Raw genomic sequence first — 20,800 nt, 5'->3', positions numbered from 1 at the left:
TTAACCAAAACAACTTTATACCATGAATAAATTTCTGCTAAGGAGCATTCCCTTAATGCTCCTGCTGATGCTGCTCAAACCGCCTGGTACCCAGGCCCAGTCTGCTTATTGCCCCACGGGTATTTATAACAATGACCAGTTCGTGGGGTTGGTGAGCCAGAATATTTATAACGTATTTACAGACGGGGACTACCGCGTAACCTTGATTGTTGGCAATACCAATTGTGTTATTGTTGATGAATTGGTCAACATTACAAGAACCACTACCATGGGTAACCTGATTGCCAGTGCGCCCACCGGCGGTCAGGGTATTGTCTTTAATTTTCCGGCCCCTCCCTGCGGAGGGCTTCCTCCAAACAATGGATTACAAAGCGGCCCGGTAAGTATCCTGATCAGGAGAGATGCTGAGCCGGATCCATTCGTAATTCTTAACTATTTCGAAAACAATCTTGATGAGTGTGTATTTATTGTAGTACCCGTCACTTTTGGAGCATTCACCGTTAATTTGCTTTCCAGTCCTTCACGGGTGAAGCTGAACTGGACCACCTATGATGAATCGGATATAGATCATTTTACAGTGGAAAAAAGTATCGACGGCGCTAACTGGTACAAGATAGGCCATATTGCCGCTGCGAATAACAGCGTCAACAATTACGAGTTCTATGATAATAGTCCGAATTATAGGAACTACTACAGGATAGTGTCGGTAGATATTGATTGCCGCAAACACTATACCTTGATCAGAACGGTGAATTGTTCTACTTGTCCTACCACTTTCACTCCGCCTTCTATTACGCCGGATTGTTACGTTCCACCCCCCACACCTTATGTTAGCGGACCTTCTTCCATATGTGATAATGCCAGGAAGATCTACCGCCTGAATAACCTCAAGGGCGATGCCCAGGTAACCTGGAGTGTTTCTCCGGCACACCTGGCCACTATTGTCCAGGGCAGCAGGCTGGCCGCAGTTACACCTACCATTTATCCCGGTGTGGGTACACTAACGGCAACGGTTGTAAAAGATGGGGTCACTACTTCTTATTCACAAACAGTCGTGTTTGGCATTCCGCCTATCTGGGCCTCTGGCAGCACCACTACTACCGGCTATTGTAATCCCGTTACACAGTTTACAGCAACCGTTTACCTGTTGCCAGGTACCCATCCCTATAACTATAACTGGTACCAGAACGGTTCCTACATTGGTAGCGGAAGCAGTTACACATGGACGATTTCCGCCGGACAAACCATTTACTATGAAGTAAAGTATAATGGACCTTGCGGGCAATCAGTATACGCTGGTTCATCGTCCGGTGGCGGACCTATAGAAGTCAGGAAGGCGCCTACCTATACGGTAAGTGTTAATCCGGGAGGTGGGGATATCACCGTGCTGAAACCGATCTGCCCGCCTCCGCCTGCGGAGCCCCGCCTTGGCAAAAGCCTGAAGCTGTTTGAAAAAAGATCAGTGGACATAAAAGTCTATGATATGTATGGCAACTTCCGGAAGGCAGCCACTATGAGCTCCACCGCTACCCGGTTTACCATCAGTACCCGTGGTTTACCAACAGGCTTATACTATATACATATTACGGAGCCAGGCAGTGAACCGGCTAAATTGAAAGTGTGGATAGGAAAATAAAGCGTTGTAGGTAGTGTTGAATAGATAAAAAAAGATGGGGCGCCTCTCAGGGTGCCCCATCTTTTTTCATAAGACCATTCCCTTGTCGTAAACAAGTCGGAGCAGTCATTACATTAAATAAACTTCAGTACTTCTGCGCCAATAGCTTCGGTACCCAGTATTTTATCAGCAGGTGTTTGCGCATCGGCAATATCCCTGGTGCGGAAACCTGCTTTCAGCACTTTGTCTACAGCATTAATAACGGCTTCCGATTCAGCTTTCATGCCAAAGGAAATGTCCAGCAATAAGGCGGCCGATAAAATAGAAGCCAGCGGATTGGCCACTCCTTTACCGGTAATATCATGGGCCGAACCGTGAATCGGCTCATATACACCTGTACCATCGCCTATCGAAGCGGAGGCCAGCATGCCCATGGAGCCTGCTATTTGTGATGCCTCATCCGTGAGGATATCGCCAAAGAGGTTGGCGGTAACCACTACGTCAAAGCGGCGTGGATCTTTGATCAGCAACATAGCTGTGGCATCTACAAACTGGTGTTCTACTTCTACATCAGGATACTCCGGTGCTATTTTCTGTATTACTTCTCTCCACAGGCGGGAGGTTTCAATGACGTTGGCTTTATCTACAGAGCATAACTTCTTTCTTCTTGTGCGTGCTGCCTCAAATGCTTTGCGGGCAATGCGTTCTACTTCATAACGGCTGTATTCGGCCACATCAAAAGCGGTATCCCCGTTGTTCTTTCTTCCTTTTTCACCAAAGTAAATATCACCGGTCAGCTCACGGAAGAACAGGATATCTGCTCCTTTTAAGATCTCTGGTTTGATGCTGGAGGCGCCAAGCAGCTCATCAAATAACTTGATGGGGCGCAGGTTGGCATACAGGCCCAGTTCCTTGCGCATTTTCAGCAATCCCTGTTCCGGCCTTACTTTGGCAGAAGGATCATTGTCATATTTCGGATGGCCTACCGCGCCAAACAACACGGCATCTGATTTCCTCATTTTTTCCAGTGACTCATCCGGTAAAGGATTGCCTGTTGCCTCGATGGCCACATGTCCGATCAATGCTTCGTCATAAGTAAAACTGTGTCCGAATTTCGCAGCAATTTTATCCAATACTTTTTTACCAACTGCTGTTACTTCCTGTCCTATTCCGTCTCCGGGAACAATTAAGATATGCTTCGTAGCCATTATGGATTATTATGATTTGAAAGATTTCTGTTGAGGCTGCAAATATAACAAGCGACCGCCAGATGCCAGTGACCGGTAGCTATACTATATCAGGTTTAACATCTTTTGAGTGGCCTTGATCGCTGAAACCGTTTGGTCACTATCCAGTCCGCGCGTGATGAATTCCTTGTTGTTGTAGCTCCAGGTGATGATTGTTTCGCACAAGGCGTCACTTTTACCGCCTGGTGGAATGCGCACGGCGTAATCGGTTAATACAGGCAGGTCCTGCTTCCTTTGTTTATACACTTTTTTCAGTGCATTCATGAAGGCATCATACTGGCCATCGCCCTGGGCATGCTCTTCATACAATTCCCCTTCAATGGAGATCTTTATGGTGACAGAAGGATTGAGATTTTTGGAGTGCGTGAGTACATAATTTTCGATGACCACTTTCTCTTCAATAGTATTGCTGTTCAACACATCGGCGATGATATAGGGCAGGTCGGCCTGTGTAACTACCTCTTTCCGGTCGCCCAGCTCAATAATACGCTGGGTTACTTTCTTCAGGTCAGGTTCCGACAAGTGCAGGCCAAGCTGTTGCAGGTTGTTCTCAATATTGGCCTTGCCGCTGGTTTTGCCCAGTGCATATTTGCGCTGACGGCCAAAACGCTCGGGCATGAGATCACTGAAATACAATTTATTCTTCTTATCGCCATCCGCATGAATACCGGCTGTTTGGGTGAATACATTCTCCCCTACTACCGGTTTGTTGACCGGTATACGGAAACCGGAGAAGGACTCTACCAGCTTGCTGACGGTGTATAAAGACTTTTCTGTTACGGCTGTTTTAACATCCGGCATGAAATCATTCAGTACAGCTACCGCACTGGCCAATGGCGCATTGCCGGCCCGCTCTCCCATGCCATTGATGGTAAGGTGAATGCCATGCGCGCCGGCTTTTACCCCCTCCAGCACATTGGCCGTACCCAGGTCATAATCATTGTGCGCATGAAAATCAAAATGGATACCGGGATACCGCTGTACGATGGCTGATATGTATTCGTACACTTCAGAAGGAATGAGCACACCCAATGTATCGGGCAGCATGATCCTTTTTACCGGCTGGTGCTGTAAGAAGTCAAGGTATTGAAACACGTAATCCCTCGAATGGCGCATACCATTACTCCAGTCTTCGAGATACACGTTGCATTCCAGTCCTTTCTTTTTGGCCAGCGCTATCACGGCTGCTACTTCAGCAAAATGTTGTTCGGGCTTTTTCTTCAACTGGTGGGTCAGGTGATTGAGGGAGCCCTTGGTAAGCAGGTTCATCACTTTGGCGCCGGCTTTCTGCATCCATTGTACGGAGACATCACCATCTACAAAAGTGAGCACTTCTACCTTATGGAGCAACCCGTTTGCTTTGGCCCATTTGGTGATGGCCTTTACGGCAGCAAACTCTCCTTCCGACACCCGGGCGGAGGCGATCTCAATCCTGTCGACCTTTACATCGGTGAGTAAAAGCTGGGCAATCGTCAGTTTTTCCGAAGCTGAGAAAGATACGCCGCTGGTCTGTTCACCATCACGGAGCGTTGTATCCATTATTTCAATGTAGCGCGGGGCAGAAGGCATAATCGTTACTGGCTTTAATACATGCTTTTGGCAGCAAATGATTGAATTTCGGTTTTCAAAGACTGCAGGTAATCAATATCATCATAACCATTCATCATATTGTGCTTCTTATAGCCATTGATGTCAAACGATTCCTTTTCGCCGGTGGCCAGGATCGTGATCGTTTGTTCGGGCAGGTTCACTTCCAGTTGTGTATTGGGATCGGCCTCGATGGCGGTAAAGATATTGTCGAGAAAGGCAGGACTTACCTGTACCGGCAGGATGCCAATGTTCAAAGAGTTGTTCTTAAAGATATCAGCAAAGAAGCTGGATACCACGCAGCGGAAGCCATAATCATAAATGGCCCAGGCAGCATGTTCGCGGCTGCTGCCGCTGCCGAAGTTGCGGCCGGCTACCAGTATCTTACCGGAATAAATAGTATTGTTTAAAACAAAGTCCTTCTTGGGTGAATTATCATTATTGTAGCGCCAGTCGCGAAAAAGGTTATCACCAAATCCTTTGCGTTCGGTAGCCTTTAAAAAGCGGGCGGGAATGATCTGGTCGGTGTCCACATTTTCAATGGGCATAGGAACCGCTGAACTCTTTAATACCGTGAATTTATCGTAAGCCATGTCGTATTTAAGCTGTGAGCTACAAGCTCTGTTGATGAATGTTGTTTTTTAAATGCCTAAATCAATTCCCTCGGGTCAGTCACCACACCGGTCACTGCAGCAGCTGCGGCCACCAGGGGACTAGCCAGTAAGGTCCTGGCGCCGGGTCCTTGTCTTCCTTCAAAGTTCCTGTTGCTGGTGCTGACGGCATATTTGCCGGCAGGGATCTTGTCATCGTTCATGGCCAGGCAAGCTGAGCAACCGGGCTGACGCAACTGGAAGCCTGCTTCGGTGAGTATGTCCAGGATACCTTCATCCTTGATCTGCTGCTCTACGATATGTGAGCCGGGTACTATCCAGGCGGTGATATGTTCGGCTTTCTTGCGTCCTTTTACAATAGAGGCAAAAGCACGGAAGTCTTCAATACGTCCGTTGGTGCAACTGCCAATGAACACGTAATCCACTTTCTTGCCCAGCATTTCTTCGTCTTCATGGAAGCCCATATAGTCGAGTGACTTATCGTAGCTCGCTTTGCTGCCGCCAATTTGCTGTGCGGTAGGAATATGCTGGGTGATGCCAATGCCCATACCGGGATTGGTACCATACGTGATCATGGGTTCAATATCTGCTGCATCGAAATTGTGTTCCAGGTCGAAGGCGGCACCTTCTTCTGTTTTCAATGTTTTCCAGTACGCCAGCGCTTTATCCCAGGCTTCGCCCTGCGGCGCTTTTTCCCGGCCTTTGATATACGCAAAAGTGGTTTCATCCGGGGCGATCATACCGCCACGGGCGCCCATTTCAATGCTCATATTACAAACCGTCATACGGCCTTCCATACTCATGTTCTCAAACACTTCGCCGGCAAATTCCACAAAGTACCCGGTAGCACCGGCAGCGGTAAGCTTCGAGATGATATAGAGCACCACATCTTTGGGGGTGATGCCTTTACCCAGCTTGCCGTTCACCTTAATGCGCATTTTCTTTGGTTTGGGCTGCATGATGCACTGGGAAGAAAGCACCATTTCCACTTCTGAGGTACCGATACCGAAAGCAATGGCGCCAAAGGCTCCATGGGTTGAGGTATGAGAGTCGCCACACACGATGGTCATACCCGGCAGGGTAATGCCATTCTCCGGACCTACCACGTGTACAATACCATTCTTGGGATTACCCAATCCCCAATGGGAGATACCATATTTGGATGAGTTGGTTTCCAATGCTTTAAGCTGGTTGGCAGAAAGCGGGTCCTGCACTGGCAGGTGCTGGTTGATAGTGGGTGTATTATGATCGGCTGTCGCAAATGTTTTTTCGGGGAATATGACCTTCAGACCGCGGCTTTCCAGTCCCAGGAAGGCTACCGGACTTGTCACTTCATGAATAAAATGGCGGTCAATAAAGAACACATCAGGGCCATCTTCAATTTTCCTGACCACATGGGAATCCCATACTTTGTCGAATAACGTAGCAGCTTGCTTACTCATTTTTTAGAATTTAAAACGGAAGTGCAAATTTCTTAAAATATATTCGGATAATCAGCTTTTTGCATGCATTTTTTACAACATATGGCTGTTTTAAGGGCAAAATGTTGTATTTTGTTCCTGCCCAAAACCTTATCGCATGAAAAAAGCCCTCTTCTCCTTCCTGTTGCTGGCCGCAGCCTGCAGTAAAGCAAAGGTAAACATTGTATACCAGGACCCCGGAATGAATGACATCCAAACCCTGAGCGACACCATCATTGATCCCATTGATACTGCCGGAGGTGAGCCGCTGCTGGACCTGAATACTTTCAGCGAATTTATGGAGTACTTTATTTTTTCCGAAGAAAGTGCACCGGAACGAATTAACCAGGTAAAACAAACCATAGCACCTTATAATGCACTGGTTGCGGCGGTATATGAAGCTAATCCGTATGGGTTTGCATCCCTAACAAAACAACAGAAGATACAAGCAGTGCTTACCCAGGCTGCAGCTACGGGCAATATGGCGCTTTTTGAGAATGGAGAGGGGCCATATGGAGAAGGTATGATCTATATTGAGCTGCTTTTTTCCGACCAGTTTGTCATCCCCTATTACTGGGCCGTTACTTTGTTCGACTTCCCGGAAATGGACCTTAGTATGCCCCACTTACCTTATGCAAGCCTTTGGGGTATTCCGGTATATCTGGGAGATTAATTACCTTTTGCTCCTTAATCACTGTATACATGAAATTACTCTATTGCATTGCCTTATTTGTTTTGCTGAGCCCGGCATCCTTTGCCCAACAAACAGATACCCGGTACTTTGAGCTGCGCATCTATTACTGCCATCCCGGCAAACTAAACAATCTGATAGAACGCTTTACCAACCATACCACCCGCATTTTTGAAAAGCATGGCATGACCAATATTGGTTATTGGTTGCCGGTGAATAATGCCGACAGCGCACTGTATTATGTGCTGGCTTATCCCAGCAAGGAAGCCCGCGACGCATCCTGGAAAGCCTTTGGCGCCGACCCGGAATGGAAACAGGTGGCGGCTAAGTCGGAAGAGAATGGCAAGATCCTGACCAAAATAACTTCCGTTTTTATGACGGCTGCTGCCATCTCGCCCATCATCAAAGCCTCGCGGCAAGGCGCCGACCGTACGTTTGAACTCAGGACTTATACCTGCCTGCCCGGTAAACTGCCCACCCTGCTCACCCGCTTTAAGGACCATACCCTAAAGCTGTTTGAAAAGCATGGCATGACGAATGTTGCTTACTGGACGACGGTGGAAAAAGACAGTACCCAACCTAAGCTGGTGTATATACTGGCGCACCGCAGTGAAGAAGCCGGAAAGAAGTCTTTTGATGCCTTCCGTGCCGATCCCGCATGGATTGCCGCCCGCGATGCTTCGGAAAAAGACGGCAAGATCGTAGAGAAAATAGAGTCCATTATCACGAAGCCGCTCACTTTCTCTGCTATACGGTAATTGCCAGGGTTACCTGCTTATTAATTCGATTCGCTGATGCGCTTGAGGTTGGCCAGACCTTTATCGTATGCATCCCCCATCATTTTGTCCATGTTCATGACCAATAACATGGCATTCATCGGGTAAGCATATTCTGTATTGAATCCCCAGGTTACTTTAGTGGCGTTGCCTGTTTCCTGCAGGTCAATAAATACATCTGCTTCCCCTTTAAAAGGTTTAATAAAATGAATATGGGATTCTACCCTGCCAGGTTGGTCCAGCCTGGTGATGGTTTGATTGCCGGTGCCCACTTCTTTACTTTCCCATTTATATACTGATCCTACGGTTCCTTCCTGGCCTTCAAAGCTTACTTTGATATTCGGGTCCTGCTCACTCCAGGGATTCCATTTATGGGTATTGGGCAGCGAACTCACCTGTGGCCATATTTTTTCCCGCGGCGCATTGATAGATATCTCCCGTTCAAGGTGATATTTTTTAGGAGCAATTAAACCAGCCACCAGCACCACTACAATCAATACTAAAATGACAATGCCTACAATCTTGAAGAACTTTTTCATAACTGATGTTTTTAGGTTAAAATGTAAGGGTAACAGGCTATCTAAAACCTATTGCAAGTTAGCAGGAGTATTCAGATTGCAGAAGGGCCTAATACGGCTTTATAGCGGGGTAATTGCGACTTGAATGGTTTCATTTGCTTGCGTAGGAAAACGTATGGTCTCTCCTTTGAGTGTCTCTCCTTTTTTACCATTCCGTATAAGCTGTATGGCTTTCCCGGGCCAGGGATTAACCAGTACACAGGGGCGGCCTTTCTCGCTGAATAACTTTACATATTCTACCTGCCCCTTTTGCAACCGGCTGCTTACAACGAAAGCGCCATAAGCTCTTAGCTGGTCAAACTGTGCATCTTTTGCAGGGTTCCAGTTAGGGAAGAGGCGGATCACGCCCTCATAACTTTGCAGCAGCATTTCATGAATGGTAAGCGGCACTGCCGCCAGGGTTTCAATACCTCCTCCTCCTTGCGTGATCCATAAGTTGGGCAATGACTGCAAGGCAATGCGTGCTTTTAAATTATTCAGTATCTCATCGGGATTATAACCCACCCGTACAGCGCCGGGAAAACAAGTCTCTATACCATTGTTTAGGGTATTGCCCCATTCACCGGCGCTTTTCATCCTGTCTTTCCAGTGCGATACATCACCCAGTAATATCTTGTTAAAGGCTGAGTCGGTTACCGGACCAGCCACGCCTGCAGGCAGGATCAAACCATGTATGGAAACCCTGTTCAGTCCCGCAGGCCGCTCAGCGCCCCAGGGCCTTTTCTCCACGCTTTGCAAGCTGGGTCTTCCGTCTATGTCTGCCACCGGGAACTTACTAAGGTGAGTGAATATATGCAACCACTTCTCCCGCCTGGCCTTGTCTTTTCCCAGGTAATCACTCATATCAATCACCCCTTTAAATAACATTTTCACCAGGCCCAGCGACAACGTTGAATTAAAATCGCCCAGCCGGCTACGCCAGTCGCCGGTGGTACCCAGCCGGGGCATTATTTCATTAAAGTGGTCCATATAGATCACATAGCGGCCATTCTCAAACTTGAGGTAGTCTTCCCAGAAATTAGCGCATTCTACTAAATAAGGATATACCCGCAATGCGTATGGCTGATCATACGTGCTGTAAAACCGCATCAGCATATTGCCTACGCCAAACACTGCATTGATCTTTTGGCCCAGGAATTTATATCCGCCATCAATGGTGTTCTCCCGTGTACCATAACGCTTTTCCATTTCTTCCGGCGTTAATGGCCAGCGGGTGGTAACCAGCGCCCGGGGACCAATGCCTACCGGGTAATAGATACCCCGCATGTTCAATAAGTCACGGGCATGTGCTTTTCCCTTTTCCATATAATCCAGCAATGGCTGGTCATAATTATCCGTCAGATCAATATAGTTGGAAGAATAAGCCGCCCAGTAAGGCGCCTGGTAATTGTAATTCAGGTGATAATCGCCACCCCAGGCAGCAGAATCCTTGGTAATAAAAGGACCCCAGATACCGGGCGCAAACTTGTTGCCTCTCGATGAGCAGGCAAACAGGTATTGCGAAGCGAAATAATATTGTTCCAGGTAAGGATCGCCAATCCGGATGGATGACCGCGACCAGAATTCACGCCACCAGTTGATATGCTCCTTCCGCATTTGTTCAATGGTATGCGGGGTTAATGTCGCTGCCCGAATGGCCTGCTCCTTCCATTGCGGATGATCGAAGTTGGTATACAGTGTTAATGCAATGGTTACTTTTTGGCCGGGCAACAGCGCTACACTATTGTCCTGATCAATCACACCTCCCATTGTCCTCATGGCGATGGCTACCTGACAGGGCCATTCCTGTAAGGTGGTATCCTTAAAAGAGCGGGTTACCCAATGCACGCCCCGGGATAAACCTACACTGTTCACAGACGCATTCCCTTCGGCAGTCCATAACTTCCCTTGTAAGCGGCAGGATTGATTGGCGGTGAATTCAACGATCACTGTATTACGGGTAGCAGCCACCCAGGCATTGAGGGTTACCGTGGTATCGCCTTTGACAAAAGTGCCTGCAATCATGGCTTTGTCCATTACCTGCTCCGCATACCAGGAAGCGCCTTTCAAGGCATCAATGCCGATATTCAGTCCGCCGGGCAATGCAATCCCGCCACCAGGATATACAGGCCAGGCCCGCCAGAAATCATTTTTGCCCAGGTAAAAAGTTAATTGATCGGGCGTGCCGCCCAGCGTAAGTCCGATGTCTCCATTACCGGCCAGTGGTGCATCGGGCACTTTAGCGGTGGGCACCAGGCGTGGCGGCGCAGTAAACTTTGCATTGTAACGCCCGGCATATATTTCCTGGGCAGACAGGCGTAAAGTGATAAACAGGGATAGTAACAAGCAGGTGGTCCTTACAATGGCAGGCAGGTTCATACTGTACATTTAAGCATTGACATAACTGGTCAACGCAAGTAAATGTAATTTACCTTTTCCTGCCGGCCTGGCATTTGCCATCCTGTAAGCAATTTTGTCAAAAAGTAGACTGAACCCAGGAAAACAAATCAATCTCAATAAATTGATTCATAATAATATTAGAGTAACTGTATAATAGGTAGACAAGGGTGCGCGAGCCCACAAACAAATCAATTGTGAAGTCTGTCGGAGTTTGGCTATCTTTGAAAACAACAAAGCCCCGTAGAAACGGGGCGGCCACTCTGCTAAGTGGGTTGTTGCTGTCACGGCGGATAATATTTTAGCGTATTTCTTCTCAGTAATGAGCTAAGAAGACCTGCTAAATCTCTAATGTGGACGATAGCATCTATTTACTATCAACATTACCATCAGTATTAGAAGGGGGGACATCAGTCCCTTCTTCTTTTTCGAGTTCTAACCTTAGCAATATACCTTTAATTGCATGGTCCAATAGTCTAATATCTTTATTATTTATATCGGCCGGATACACCATGTATGCCATTTTATTTTTGGTCAAGTGGATTGGAACTTTAATATCCGCATTTGGGACAATGTAGTCGTTACTTTCCACCCTAGCAGGAGGTAATGAATTTGGTGTTCCATTATTGCCGTTAGGAGTTTCATCTATAATTTCAGCATATTGCGTTTTGGCAATAGCATTAAGCGATACTTTGTAATTCAAAACCCTGTTTTCATTTATTACACCGACTTCTTTCCCAGATCGGATAAAAATATCGGCAACTTCTTTCGAAGCGGCATCTGTGATGCTGTGATGTTTTACTAAGGTGTTATACAATTCCTCAGGAATTGTAGCTCCGTCAAATTTTGATATTAGCTCCTGCCAAAGTTTGGGTTTACCGAATGCTGTTATTAAGGCAAGTTTTTTTTGCTTTTCATTTTCATATCGAAATACATCTAAAAACAGTTCAGTGACTTGATACTTAAACTCTTTTTCTCCTTTATTTAGAGTTTTATTGAAAAAGCCGTAAGCTGCTGCTGCCGCTACATCACGGGAAATAGAGAGGTCGTGAACATTAAGAGCATGACCAATTTCTTTACGAGTCACATCCTGATTAGAATACTTATTATTTACCTTCAAAGCAAAATTGTAAGCTTCCAACGGAGTTAATGCAGGGTATGATGCACTCCTTCTTTGAGTATCTGCTTTAATTGTTGGGGGTGTCTGATTAGTTGCTTCTGAAGTATTATTCTGCATAATATTGACTTTAACAGGGCAAATATACAGGCGCAACTTATTCAAAGTACACAAACCAGGCAGCTTTATATATAATTATTTTAAAATAATGCTTAAATGACTGATTTAAAATTGTTTATTTATATTCAGTGATGACATAAAGTACATAAAGCGTTTACGGGCGAGCGATGCTAAGTTCCTGTAGGGCAAATTGAGCCTTTTAATGTCATCATTCAAAGTGTATGATTTTCAAGAATCATTCGATACATTTAAGACTTTGTATTGATGTGGGAGCAGGTATTGTGTCTTGGTGGTGGGATGGTCAGCTATATGTTGCAACATTTGTTTCAGCCATTCAAAAGGGGTATACAGTGCATTTTGCAGGCATCCAGCAAGCATATAACAGGCCACTTCGTTTAGCGGCTTGATGTGAGCCTGTAACAAATAATTTTTCTACCTAGGTTACCGGCCGTATGCTATTTTCTACAAGCTTGTTATTGCTGTTCTGATATGCTACGATAGGTATGTCCGCTCAATATTTCTACGTCTTTTCCATGTTAAAGGCATTAAGCGATCATTGCCGGGAAGGCGGGAATATTTACCATCTCTCCGCCTTCCCGGCAAATAGTATTTACTAGTAGATCCTGTAAAACAACGAACTGCCATTACCGGTGCCACCGCTTCCTGTAGTGGTGATGTGGCCGGTATTCCCGTTGCCGTCATACCCATGGGCTTTATTATAACTGGCAGTACAATTGGTCACGGTGTGTGGCACATTCTGTCCGGCGCTGCCCAGTTTGAAACCATTGCCATCGCCATTGGTTCCGTACCCGTTATTGGTAGCCGTGCAATTGGTGATGGTCACCGTAGAGGGTTGGCCATAGAGGTCCCACCCATCATCGGAGTTATGATTGGCGGAGCAATGATCAAATTTATTGCCCGCGCCGGCAGACAGTTTGCAGGCAAAGCCATCCGCATTTTCCCCGCCATTCTGGTTGTCATAATTGTCGTTGGACTTACAATAGCTGATGTTGTTGTGGTGCGAGCCATTATAGATCTGCAGGCCCGAATCATGATTGCCCGAAGTCGTTACATTGTACACATAATTGTAACCACCTGTCTGGAATACCAGGCCGCAATCGGGCGCATTTTTAATCACCATATTGGTGATGTTCCAGTAACTGCCATTGCATTTAACACCCCAGCCGGAAGCAATGCCCGAACAATCGAGCGTGCCACCGGTAAAATTGATCTTGGAGCTGGAGGTACCGCTTTTGAGCAATTGCAAGGTACTGGTGAGTCTAATGGTGCCGCTGATAGTAATGATATCACCGGGCACCGCCGCTGATATGGCAGCTTTCAAAGCCGCTTCCGTAGTGACGGTTACACTGCGGGCATTGGAGGAAGCAGGTGGCGGGGGCGCTTCGGGCGTTGCTTCATCAACAGGCAATTCTTCGGGAGTGGCAACTTTGTCTTTTTGACAAGCGGCAATAAGGATGCACAGCATGAGCATGCTGAAATAGATTTTCATAATAAGGCATTTAATCGTTAGGAGATGAATAACTGTGACCAGACTAAATTGAATAAATAAACGAAACGAACAATTGTCACCTCCACACTTTATTTACGCAATCGATGCCGGCAACGATTGCGTATGCCTTACTTCCATAACGACAACGAGGATCATCTACCTGCGCGGAACTGTGCCCATCAACACTGCTGCTATCTGCCGTGAAATGGCATGGTTGCACAACCTGTCGAGCCAGAAAAATTCACCAGCGGCATTTACTTCCAGGAAGTAATACTGGTCATCCGGCGACAGTATCAGGTCAATGGCCCCATAATTCAGGCCATAATCGTCCATGAAGGATAATAGTTTTGCTTGTATCTCATCCGGCAACGTATAAGGCTGCCAGTCATTCACCATATTCACCCCTTCTTTGCGCCAGTCTACCTGTGCATTGGCTACCTTTTGCGAATCAATACTGAAAGCAAATATTGCCCGCCCCACAATCGTTACCCGTAACTCCAGCTTTTTTTCTACCTGCTGCTGAAACACCATCGGGCAATACCGGAGCGTATTCAGCTCCTGCAGGTGATCCACCGTTACCGCATTCGTAAATACGACATGCTCTTCCGCTTCCCGGTAAATGGCAAAGGAGCTTTGCATTTTGGTTATGACACCTCTCTCCTGCTGCTGTATGAATGCATGTACCTGCTCCGGACTATTACTGATGCAGGTATCCGGGATCAGCAAGCCATTCCTTACTGCAACTTTCAATTGCTCTTCCTTGCTATCCAGCCGGCGGTACACGCTATGGCGGGCCATATGAAAGCAATTCAATCCTTCCAGCATCCCCATCAGCGTACGCTTTACTTCTTCCACGGTAGCCCGCAGGTATTCCTGGTCAATAACCGTTTGCAGTCCTTTACCCAGGTTAAAGCTCCGGCGGTACCATACGGCTGTTACATCCTCCAGGTCGTGCACGGTATTGCCGGTATCCAGCAGGATCCGCCAGCGGTTGTTTTGAAAAGAAGTAGTAAGACTGGTTTCCAGCGGGTAACGGTCTACATCAAAACGGATTGCTTCACCATCCGCCTCAATAATATGGTTAATAACAATCTGGGTGCTGGTATTATCAGCACTGTGTGTAACGATCAGTATCTTTTGTTTAGCCATTTTTTATTCGTGTTATCAGTTTTTCAGCAATGGTTTCTGCAATCGGATAGCCGAGGTATTTTTGCAACATCCCCCACTCTCCCTGTGGGTTTACTTCGAGGAAAACGTAGTCCCCATTCGTATGCCTGATCATATCAAGGGCGCCGAAAACAAGGCCCAGGTTCTTCATCAGTTGATGGATCTTTTGCTGCACAGGTTCTGGCAATACATACGGTTGCCATTGCAGGGTGGTACCCGCACGCCAGTCGGTGGGTGTAGCAGCTTCTTCATGAGGTATCTTGCCGGCAAAGCATACGCCATCCACATAAGCGATGCGCAGCTCATACGCTTTGGGAATATACTCCTGGAAGATCATGGGGCAATAAGCCAGCCCGCTTAGGTGTTCAAGTCCTTCCGCTGTTAACCGGGTGGTAGGGAAAAAGGGGCCATCCCCTTTCATGCTTTTGGATAAGGCATGATGCAGCTTCATCACTACTTCCCCTTTGCAGTGTGTAAAGAAATCCCTGATGACGGCCGGGTCATTGGTAAAAATGCTGGCAGGTACGGGCAAGCCCACTGCATAGGCCATCCGCAACTGCTGCAGTTTATCATTACATACTGCATGATCGGTGTGCATGGGATTCATCCAGGGCACGCGTTGCAAGACATTAAAAAAGAGGTCCCGGTAAGTTTGGTATTCCCTGGTAAAAACAGGCTGGTAAGCCGGGTCCAGGTCGGCCGGGATCTTCATGTTCCACAGTTTCCGGTACCATACGGCGCTGATCTGTGCATCGGTAATGGTTTGTCCGTTGCCCTGCAATTCATATTGCCGGATGGTATAACGGAACTTATACCCGGTGGCAAACTCATCCGTATTTAACCGGAACGAAGGAACGCCCATCTTTTCGAGGTGCTGCTGTACAAGATCAATCGTATAAAAGTCATTGGAATGGGTAATGCATAAGACCATGGCAATAGTAAAAACAAGCAATAGCTGGTGAGCTATTGCTTGTTTGTTTTGATAGATGAAATCGGGTAATTTATAAGCCTATGTTTCATCGCCATCAGAAGGATACTTCAGCGTGTGCTCCATATCCAGCAATGGCTTGGTAATAAAAGGACCATTGTCAACAAAAGGCTGTGCAGCGGTTTCCTGTGTGCGTTGTTGCGCTTCGAGGAATTGTGCAAAGAAAGGTTGTTTTCCCGCATCCTGCTGTTTCATAAACATAAAGTTTAAATAATGAAGTAATGTTTAGCCGGCTACCGGCATCTGCCTGTTTAGTCTATTACCGGCAGATCATCATCTCCATCAGAAGGATACTTATGCGTATGGGCTTCATCAAAAACGGGGAGCGTTACAGGAGGCCATACCAGGCTATTAACTTCATTGGGCCGTTGCACTCTTGCCTGGGATTCCAGGAACTGCGCGAAGAACGGCTTTAATTGCTCGCTTTGCTTCATGACATAAAGTTTAAAGAAATAAAATAAGGTTCATCCGGAAAGCTGCTGCCTATGATGCTGGCCAATCATCGTCGCCATCAGAAGGATACTTCATAGTCTGGTCATGTTCAATAATGGGAAGTGATACAGGAGGCCATACGAGTTGGTTGGCTTCGTTGGGGCGGAGCAGATTCTTTGCCTGCTGCGCTTCCAGGAACTGAGCGAAGAACGGCTTCGCTTGCTCGCTTTGTTTCATACCGATAAAATTTAAGGTTAAGAAATATTGTGTAGCGCTCAATTTAACGAAAATCAACACACGCACAAAAAACTCCTGCTCACATACATGGAACCCCTTATAGTCTGAACCGTGATTTAGAGGATTTAAAGAATTTGAGGAAGGTGAAGGAATGTTACAGTCTTAGGGAGGCATTGTTTGATTTTTGTAAGAATCTGTTTGAATTCTATTATTCCTTTCCTGAACATCTTTCTGTATAGGCTGTTATTTTATCTGTAATCACTTCAATACAATTCAAATACAAATAAGAATGAGCACAAGTACCACCACACAAAGCATTCCACTCACGTGGCAGTTAGGAGACGATATCACCATCAACCGCTTAGGCTATGGCGCCATGCAGTTAACAGGCACCGGCGTATTTGGCGAGGCCAAAGACCGTGAAAAGGCAAAGCAGGTTTTACAGGCTGCCGTGGCAGGCGGCGTCAACTTCATTGATACAGCAGAAGCGTATGGCCCCAAAACAAATGAATCATTAATTGCCGACGCATTGCATCCTTATAAGAAAGGATTGATCATTGCCACCAAAGGCGGCTTCAGGCGTCCTGGTCCCGGGGAATGGGTAGTGGAAGGCAATCCCAACTATATCCGGGAAAATATTGAAGGCAGTTTAAAAAGGCTGAAAGTGGATACCATTGACCTCTGGCAGTTGCACCGCATCGACTCCCGGATACCGGTAGAAGAAACGCTGGCCCCGGTAGCGGAGGCGGTTAAAGCCGGTAAGATCCGCTATGTAGGACTGTCGGAAGTAACCGTGGCGCAGCTAGAACAGGCCGAAAAGGTAGTACCCATCGTATCTGTTCAAAACCTGTATAACCTGGGCAACCGCCAATGGGAAAGCGTACTGGATTATACCATTCAACGCGGCATCGCTTTCATTCCCTGGTTCCCGCTGGCCTCCGGTCCGGAAACGCTGGCCGACAAGATCAGCGCCATAGCCGCCGCCCATAATGCTACTGTGGCGCAGATCGCCCTGGCCTGGTTGCTGAAACGGGCCCATAATATCCTTTTGATCCCCGGCACCAGCTCGCTGAACCACTTACAGGAAAACCTGGAAGCGGCAGATATCATATTGACTGATAAAGAGTTTGAAGCTTTGTCTAAATAAGTAAGAAAGATGTAGCAAGGTTTGCAGGCCGCCCGGTAAGCTGGGCGGCCTTCTTGTTTTAGGGGATCTTATGGTTACAAGAAGGTCAAGTCCTTAGTCCGTTCATCTTTAGCCGCCTTTAAGCCCTTATTTATTTTAGATATAATAAACTATTATTATTCAGATATTTAAGAGATATTCCAGAATTATAAGAGGTGGTATATCTCTGGAATATCTCTGCTTTATATGTGGATTATCTCTGGATTATCCTACTGTTTACTGTCGGAGCAGAATGGGGTGTCTTGCAGCTATCCCGGAGCTATCTTAATTCCCCTGCCCTCTTATGTCGCCATCCGTATGTAATTGGGCCCCTATCAGCATCTATTCCTTAAACTCCCCCTCAATTAGCTGATATGAAAAAAAACAATCTTATAAAAGGGCTTACGCTGTTGTGCTTTGTCCTTTTAATAGGCGCCTTTATACTGTACCAGACGCATACTATTGGACCCGGCCTGTCGGACAATGTCATGCCAGCTTTAACCAACACCCTCCCGGAAGATACCGGCAAGCCTGTTCTGAAAGACACTTTAGGCAGACCCAGGGACTCCGCACGGCATGTATTCATGTCTTCTTCCAAAAGCATCGTGCTGACAGAACCGCGGCGCAAGCTGGATACCCTTCAGCGGCGACGTGAAATAGACTCTGCCGAACGTAGAAAACTGTACATGATGAGTGGCTCAAAATCCGGAAGGATCATCGACCCTGCTACCACAAAACGGCTTACCGATAGTATACGGGCTTCCAAACGTGACACCTTAAAACATTAATCGTCATGACCTGGCTCTACCTGCTATTGGCCACCGGCGCCAGTTTTGTTTTCCTTGCCCTGGTGTTTATCCCCATGGAAAAAGTATTCCCTGCCAAAAGGGATCAAAAGGTGCTCCGGAAACACTGGGTATTGGACCTGTGCTATTTCCTGGGGCAATACTTGCTGTGGAATGGAGTGGTGTTATGGCTACTGGGTTATTTCAGTTTCTGGCTCGATGGCATTGTTCCCGCAAAATTCAGGGGCTGGGTGGCCGGTCAGCCCATTTGGCTGCAGGCGCTGGAAGTGCTTTTCTTCAGTGACCTGCTGATCTACTGGGGGCACCGGTTGCAGCACCGGGTCGATTTTCTGTGGCGCTTTCACAAAGTACATCATACTGCGGAGCACCTCGACTGGCTGGCGGCCCACCGGGAGCATCCGCTGGATTCCATTTATACGGTTGGACTGATTAACCTGCCTGCTTTCCTGATGGGTTTTGAGCTGGAGTCGCTGACGGCCATTGTAGCCTTCCGGGGTATATGGGCTATCTACATTCACTCCAATGTACGCTTGCCATTAGGCCCTTTGAAAGTATTGATCGGTTCACCGGAGTTGCATCACTGGCACCATGACATTGAGCGCGATGCCGGCAACTATGCCAACATCTCTCCCCTGATGGATAAACTCTTCGGTACCTATACCTGTCCGCCCCGCGAGCCGGAGCAATACGGCATTAAAGAAGACTTCCCCAAAAACTATGCAGGCCAGTTGTTGCGGCCGTTGTCGCCGGGAGGATTGTGGAAACGGCTGAAGAAAGGAAAGAAAAGCTATTCAGCAAACAGTATCGATCCTGATTAGTTCTGTCAAGCCTTTCAATAATCCCGCAAGAATCAGGTTTCCCAGGTGGTACCGGGCTGGTAGCTTTGTGTGTATGAAAACGATAACAGACAGGATCAATGCGCTGGACTGGCAAACCGCTGAAGACAGCCTGCATACTACCGGTTATGCTTTGTTGCCGGGTGTGCTGAATGCGGCTGAATGTAATACCCTGATTGAGCAATACAACCAGGCTGATCTGTACCGCAAAACGATCGTGATGGAACGTTATCGTTTTGGCCTGGGCGAATATAAATACTTTACGTATCCCCTGCCTGCTTTGTTACAGGATATCCGGCAAACCGTATATCCCAAGCTGACAAAGGTGGCCAACACCTGGATGGAAGTACTGAATATTGACCGCCGTTTCCCGCCTACCCTCACCGCCCTGCAGGAGCTTTGTCGCCAACATGGCCAGGTAAATCCTACCGTATTGATCCTGCAATATGGTCCCGGCGGGCACAATACCCTGCACCAGGATTTATATGGCGAGGTCTTCTTCCCTATTCAGTTGGTCATGTTCCTCAATGAGCCGGGCGTGGATTATACCGGTGGTGAATTTGTGCTCACCCAACAGGTGCCGCGGGCACAATCCAAAGCCATTGTCTTAACGCCCCGCAAGGGAGACATTCTCTTATTTACCACCAACTTTCGTCCGGTGAAAGGTAGTAAAGGGTATTACCGCGTAAATATGAAGCATGGCGTGAGCGAAATCCACAGTGGCCAGCGCCATACGGTGGGGATTATTTTTCATGATGCGAGGAGTTGACGGCTCCAGATACCGCTGTATATTCAATGACTCCTTTATCCCGAATTCTTTTATACAATCATTCTCATTACGTAGTCTCTTACAAAGGCTGCAGTCTATCAGCAGGCAAATGGTTGGATAAGGTAGACTAATCTATAAGTTGTACTCCTATTAAATATTTAATTATTTACTTTTAAAAAGGTTATTGTCATGTGCATATTGAACGAAGGATTCATAAACTTCAAAAAAATACTTCGTTGGTATTGCATAAGAATAAAATTGAGGCGACTTATTCTTATCACTCATCTCATAAATTAAAAGTTTTACAATGCCTTCTTGCTTCACATTAATTAAAACAATTCCAAAATCCGTAAGTTGATAGTCTCCAGTAGGGAACTCATAGCTCATCATTCTTTGGATTAAAACATCTTCTTGTTCTTGAGGAAGATTTCTTTGGACTACATTTACAATATCATCAAAAATCTCTCTATCGGTCATTACATCAAACTTCTTTTCATAAAGAGAATCGATATGGTTTAAGAATTTAAAATAACCCTTAATTATACTTAATAAAACCCCTGATCGTTTAAAATCGCCAAAGGCATTATCCTGAAACCAAAGGCGCAAATAATATTTTTTTGAGTTAGTCGATGGAGCTATTTCTATTGCAAAAATTTTAGAATCTCCAAATGTAATATTGTTTGTTTTTGACATATAATTTATTAAAGACTAG

The 20,800-nt window shown here is 46.6% G+C and carries 21 protein-coding genes; 7 read left to right on the top strand and 14 right to left on the bottom strand.

Annotation, left to right across the window (positions count from 1 at the left end; all coding sequences use genetic code 11):
- Positions 1-22 precede the first annotated feature (22 nt).
- On the top strand, positions 23-1,636 hold the full coding sequence (locus HB364_RS26310; RefSeq protein WP_167291403.1) for a T9SS type A sorting domain-containing protein: 1,614 nt from the start codon (positions 23-25) through the stop codon (positions 1,634-1,636).
- Between the two features lie 113 nt (positions 1,637-1,749).
- On the opposite strand, the gene leuB is transcribed toward HB364_RS26310, so the two are convergent.
- The 4 genes from leuB to leuC form a co-directional block, all read right to left on the bottom strand.
- Positions 1,750-2,823: a 3-isopropylmalate dehydrogenase gene (gene leuB / locus HB364_RS26305; RefSeq protein WP_167291402.1), complete on the bottom strand. Its 1,074-nt coding sequence runs from the start codon at positions 2,821-2,823 to the stop codon at positions 1,750-1,752.
- Between the two features lie 84 nt (positions 2,824-2,907).
- Positions 2,908-4,401 carry an alpha-isopropylmalate synthase regulatory domain-containing protein gene (locus tag HB364_RS26300; RefSeq protein ID WP_167291401.1) on the bottom strand — a complete coding sequence of 498 codons (1,494 nt, stop codon included), beginning with the start codon at positions 4,399-4,401 and terminating at the stop codon, positions 2,908-2,910.
- A 44-nt stretch (positions 4,402-4,445) separates the two neighbouring features.
- Entirely contained in the window at positions 4,446-5,042 is a 597-nt protein-coding gene (gene leuD, locus HB364_RS26295; RefSeq protein WP_167291400.1) for a 3-isopropylmalate dehydratase small subunit, read from the bottom strand.
- Between the two features lie 56 nt (positions 5,043-5,098).
- Positions 5,099-6,502, bottom strand: a complete 1,404-nt coding sequence (gene leuC, locus HB364_RS26290) for a 3-isopropylmalate dehydratase large subunit (RefSeq protein ID WP_167291399.1) — start codon at positions 6,500-6,502, stop codon at positions 5,099-5,101.
- Positions 6,503-6,638: 136 nt separating this feature from the next.
- Here leuC and HB364_RS26285 point away from each other — a divergent pair, with 136 nt between their 5' ends.
- Together HB364_RS26285 and HB364_RS26280 are read left to right on the top strand one after the other, a co-directional pair.
- Positions 6,639-7,193 (top strand): hypothetical protein, encoded by a 555-nt coding sequence (locus HB364_RS26285; RefSeq protein WP_167291398.1) that lies wholly within the window; start codon positions 6,639-6,641, stop codon positions 7,191-7,193.
- A 29-nt stretch (positions 7,194-7,222) separates the two neighbouring features.
- Positions 7,223-7,969: an NIPSNAP family protein gene (locus HB364_RS26280; protein WP_167291397.1), complete on the top strand. Its 747-nt coding sequence runs from the start codon at positions 7,223-7,225 to the stop codon at positions 7,967-7,969.
- 20 nt (positions 7,970-7,989) lie between these two features.
- Here HB364_RS26280 and HB364_RS26275 read toward each other — a convergent pair whose 3' ends face one another.
- The 9 genes from HB364_RS26275 to HB364_RS26235 all read right to left on the bottom strand — a co-directional run bounded on the left by HB364_RS26275 (position 7,990) and on the right by HB364_RS26235 (position 16,512).
- Positions 7,990-8,526, bottom strand: coding sequence for an SRPBCC family protein (locus HB364_RS26275; RefSeq protein WP_167291396.1), 537 nt, complete (start codon positions 8,524-8,526; stop codon positions 7,990-7,992).
- A gap of 99 nt (positions 8,527-8,625) precedes the next feature.
- Positions 8,626-10,923, bottom strand: coding sequence for a glycosyl hydrolase family 95 catalytic domain-containing protein (locus HB364_RS26270; RefSeq protein ID WP_167291395.1), 2,298 nt, complete (start codon positions 10,921-10,923; stop codon positions 8,626-8,628).
- A gap of 385 nt (positions 10,924-11,308) precedes the next feature.
- Positions 11,309-12,178 carry a hypothetical protein gene (locus HB364_RS26265; RefSeq protein ID WP_167291394.1) on the bottom strand — a complete coding sequence of 290 codons (870 nt, stop codon included), beginning with the start codon at positions 12,176-12,178 and terminating at the stop codon, positions 11,309-11,311.
- Positions 12,179-12,791: 613 nt separating this feature from the next.
- Positions 12,792-13,688, bottom strand: a complete 897-nt coding sequence (locus HB364_RS26260; RefSeq protein WP_167291393.1) for a right-handed parallel beta-helix repeat-containing protein — start codon at positions 13,686-13,688, stop codon at positions 12,792-12,794.
- Positions 13,689-13,844: 156 nt separating this feature from the next.
- Complete coding sequence (locus HB364_RS26255; protein WP_167291392.1) at positions 13,845-14,837, bottom strand: MvdC/MvdD family ATP grasp protein; 993 nt, start codon at positions 14,835-14,837, stop codon at positions 13,845-13,847.
- Complete coding sequence (locus tag HB364_RS26250; protein ID WP_167291391.1) at positions 14,830-15,786, bottom strand: MvdC/MvdD family ATP grasp protein; 957 nt, start codon at positions 15,784-15,786, stop codon at positions 14,830-14,832. The genes HB364_RS26255 and HB364_RS26250 overlap by 8 nt, the downstream gene beginning before the upstream one ends.
- A gap of 78 nt (positions 15,787-15,864) precedes the next feature.
- Entirely contained in the window at positions 15,865-16,038 is a 174-nt protein-coding gene (locus tag HB364_RS26245) for a microviridin/marinostatin family tricyclic proteinase inhibitor (RefSeq protein WP_167291390.1), read from the bottom strand.
- Between the two features lie 56 nt (positions 16,039-16,094).
- Positions 16,095-16,277, bottom strand: a complete 183-nt coding sequence (locus HB364_RS26240; RefSeq protein ID WP_167291389.1) for a microviridin/marinostatin family tricyclic proteinase inhibitor — start codon at positions 16,275-16,277, stop codon at positions 16,095-16,097.
- A gap of 49 nt (positions 16,278-16,326) precedes the next feature.
- Positions 16,327-16,512, bottom strand: coding sequence for a microviridin/marinostatin family tricyclic proteinase inhibitor (locus HB364_RS26235; protein WP_167291388.1), 186 nt, complete (start codon positions 16,510-16,512; stop codon positions 16,327-16,329).
- 289 nt (positions 16,513-16,801) lie between these two features.
- On the opposite strand from HB364_RS26235, the gene HB364_RS26230 reads away from it, so the two are divergent.
- The 4 genes from HB364_RS26230 (at position 16,802) to HB364_RS26215 (ending at position 20,088) form a co-directional block, all read left to right on the top strand.
- Positions 16,802-17,659 carry an aldo/keto reductase gene (locus tag HB364_RS26230; RefSeq protein WP_208420104.1) on the top strand — a complete coding sequence of 286 codons (858 nt, stop codon included), beginning with the start codon at positions 16,802-16,804 and terminating at the stop codon, positions 17,657-17,659.
- A 392-nt stretch (positions 17,660-18,051) separates the two neighbouring features.
- Positions 18,052-18,465, top strand: a complete 414-nt coding sequence (locus HB364_RS26225) for a hypothetical protein (RefSeq protein ID WP_167291387.1) — start codon at positions 18,052-18,054, stop codon at positions 18,463-18,465.
- A 5-nt stretch (positions 18,466-18,470) separates the two neighbouring features.
- On the top strand, positions 18,471-19,301 hold the full coding sequence (locus HB364_RS26220) for a sterol desaturase family protein (RefSeq protein WP_167291386.1): 831 nt from the start codon (positions 18,471-18,473) through the stop codon (positions 19,299-19,301).
- 73 nt (positions 19,302-19,374) lie between these two features.
- Positions 19,375-20,088 (top strand): 2OG-Fe(II) oxygenase, encoded by a 714-nt coding sequence (locus HB364_RS26215; protein ID WP_167291385.1) that lies wholly within the window; start codon positions 19,375-19,377, stop codon positions 20,086-20,088.
- A 162-nt stretch (positions 20,089-20,250) separates the two neighbouring features.
- Here the strand turns inward: HB364_RS26215 and HB364_RS26210 are convergent, their stop codons facing one another.
- Positions 20,251-20,781 (bottom strand): hypothetical protein, encoded by a 531-nt coding sequence (locus tag HB364_RS26210; protein ID WP_167291384.1) that lies wholly within the window; start codon positions 20,779-20,781, stop codon positions 20,251-20,253.
- Positions 20,782-20,800: the final 19 nt, after the last annotated feature.

Origin of the sequence: Paraflavitalea devenefica, from assembly GCF_011759375.1 — a bacterium.
GTDB lineage: Bacteria > Bacteroidota > Bacteroidia > Chitinophagales > Chitinophagaceae > Paraflavitalea > Paraflavitalea devenefica.
This window is presented reverse-complemented; position numbering and strand designations above follow the sequence as displayed.

Coding starts and splice junctions, on each gene's coding strand:
- HB364_RS26230 (WP_208420104.1), top strand. CDS start 16,802: ATGAGCACAAGTACCACCACACAAAGCATTCCACTCACGTGGCAGTTA.
- HB364_RS26245 (WP_167291390.1), bottom strand. CDS start 16,038: ATGAAACAGCAGGATGCGGGAAAACAACCTTTCTTTGCACAATTCCTC.
- HB364_RS26275 (WP_167291396.1), bottom strand. CDS start 8,526: ATGAAAAAGTTCTTCAAGATTGTAGGCATTGTCATTTTAGTATTGATT.
- HB364_RS26220 (WP_167291386.1), top strand. CDS start 18,471: ATGACCTGGCTCTACCTGCTATTGGCCACCGGCGCCAGTTTTGTTTTC.
- HB364_RS26285 (WP_167291398.1), top strand. CDS start 6,639: ATGAAAAAAGCCCTCTTCTCCTTCCTGTTGCTGGCCGCAGCCTGCAGT.
- HB364_RS26260 (WP_167291393.1), bottom strand. CDS start 13,688: ATGAAAATCTATTTCAGCATGCTCATGCTGTGCATCCTTATTGCCGCT.
- HB364_RS26300 (WP_167291401.1), bottom strand. CDS start 4,401: ATGGATACAACGCTCCGTGATGGTGAACAGACCAGCGGCGTATCTTTC.
- HB364_RS26240 (WP_167291389.1), bottom strand. CDS start 16,277: ATGAAGCAAAGCGAGCAATTAAAGCCGTTCTTCGCGCAGTTCCTGGAA.
- HB364_RS26310 (WP_167291403.1), top strand. CDS start 23: ATGAATAAATTTCTGCTAAGGAGCATTCCCTTAATGCTCCTGCTGATG.
- leuD (WP_167291400.1), bottom strand. CDS start 5,042: ATGGCTTACGATAAATTCACGGTATTAAAGAGTTCAGCGGTTCCTATG.
- HB364_RS26225 (WP_167291387.1), top strand. CDS start 18,052: ATGAAAAAAAACAATCTTATAAAAGGGCTTACGCTGTTGTGCTTTGTC.
- HB364_RS26270 (WP_167291395.1), bottom strand. CDS start 10,923: ATGAACCTGCCTGCCATTGTAAGGACCACCTGCTTGTTACTATCCCTG.
- HB364_RS26235 (WP_167291388.1), bottom strand. CDS start 16,512: ATGAAACAAAGCGAGCAAGCGAAGCCGTTCTTCGCTCAGTTCCTGGAA.
- HB364_RS26255 (WP_167291392.1), bottom strand. CDS start 14,837: ATGGCTAAACAAAAGATACTGATCGTTACACACAGTGCTGATAATACC.
- leuB (WP_167291402.1), bottom strand. CDS start 2,823: ATGGCTACGAAGCATATCTTAATTGTTCCCGGAGACGGAATAGGACAG.
- HB364_RS26210 (WP_167291384.1), bottom strand. CDS start 20,781: ATGTCAAAAACAAACAATATTACATTTGGAGATTCTAAAATTTTTGCA.
- HB364_RS26280 (WP_167291397.1), top strand. CDS start 7,223: ATGAAATTACTCTATTGCATTGCCTTATTTGTTTTGCTGAGCCCGGCA.
- HB364_RS26215 (WP_167291385.1), top strand. CDS start 19,375: ATGAAAACGATAACAGACAGGATCAATGCGCTGGACTGGCAAACCGCT.
- HB364_RS26265 (WP_167291394.1), bottom strand. CDS start 12,178: ATGCAGAATAATACTTCAGAAGCAACTAATCAGACACCCCCAACAATT.
- HB364_RS26250 (WP_167291391.1), bottom strand. CDS start 15,786: ATGGTCTTATGCATTACCCATTCCAATGACTTTTATACGATTGATCTT.
- leuC (WP_167291399.1), bottom strand. CDS start 6,502: ATGAGTAAGCAAGCTGCTACGTTATTCGACAAAGTATGGGATTCCCAT.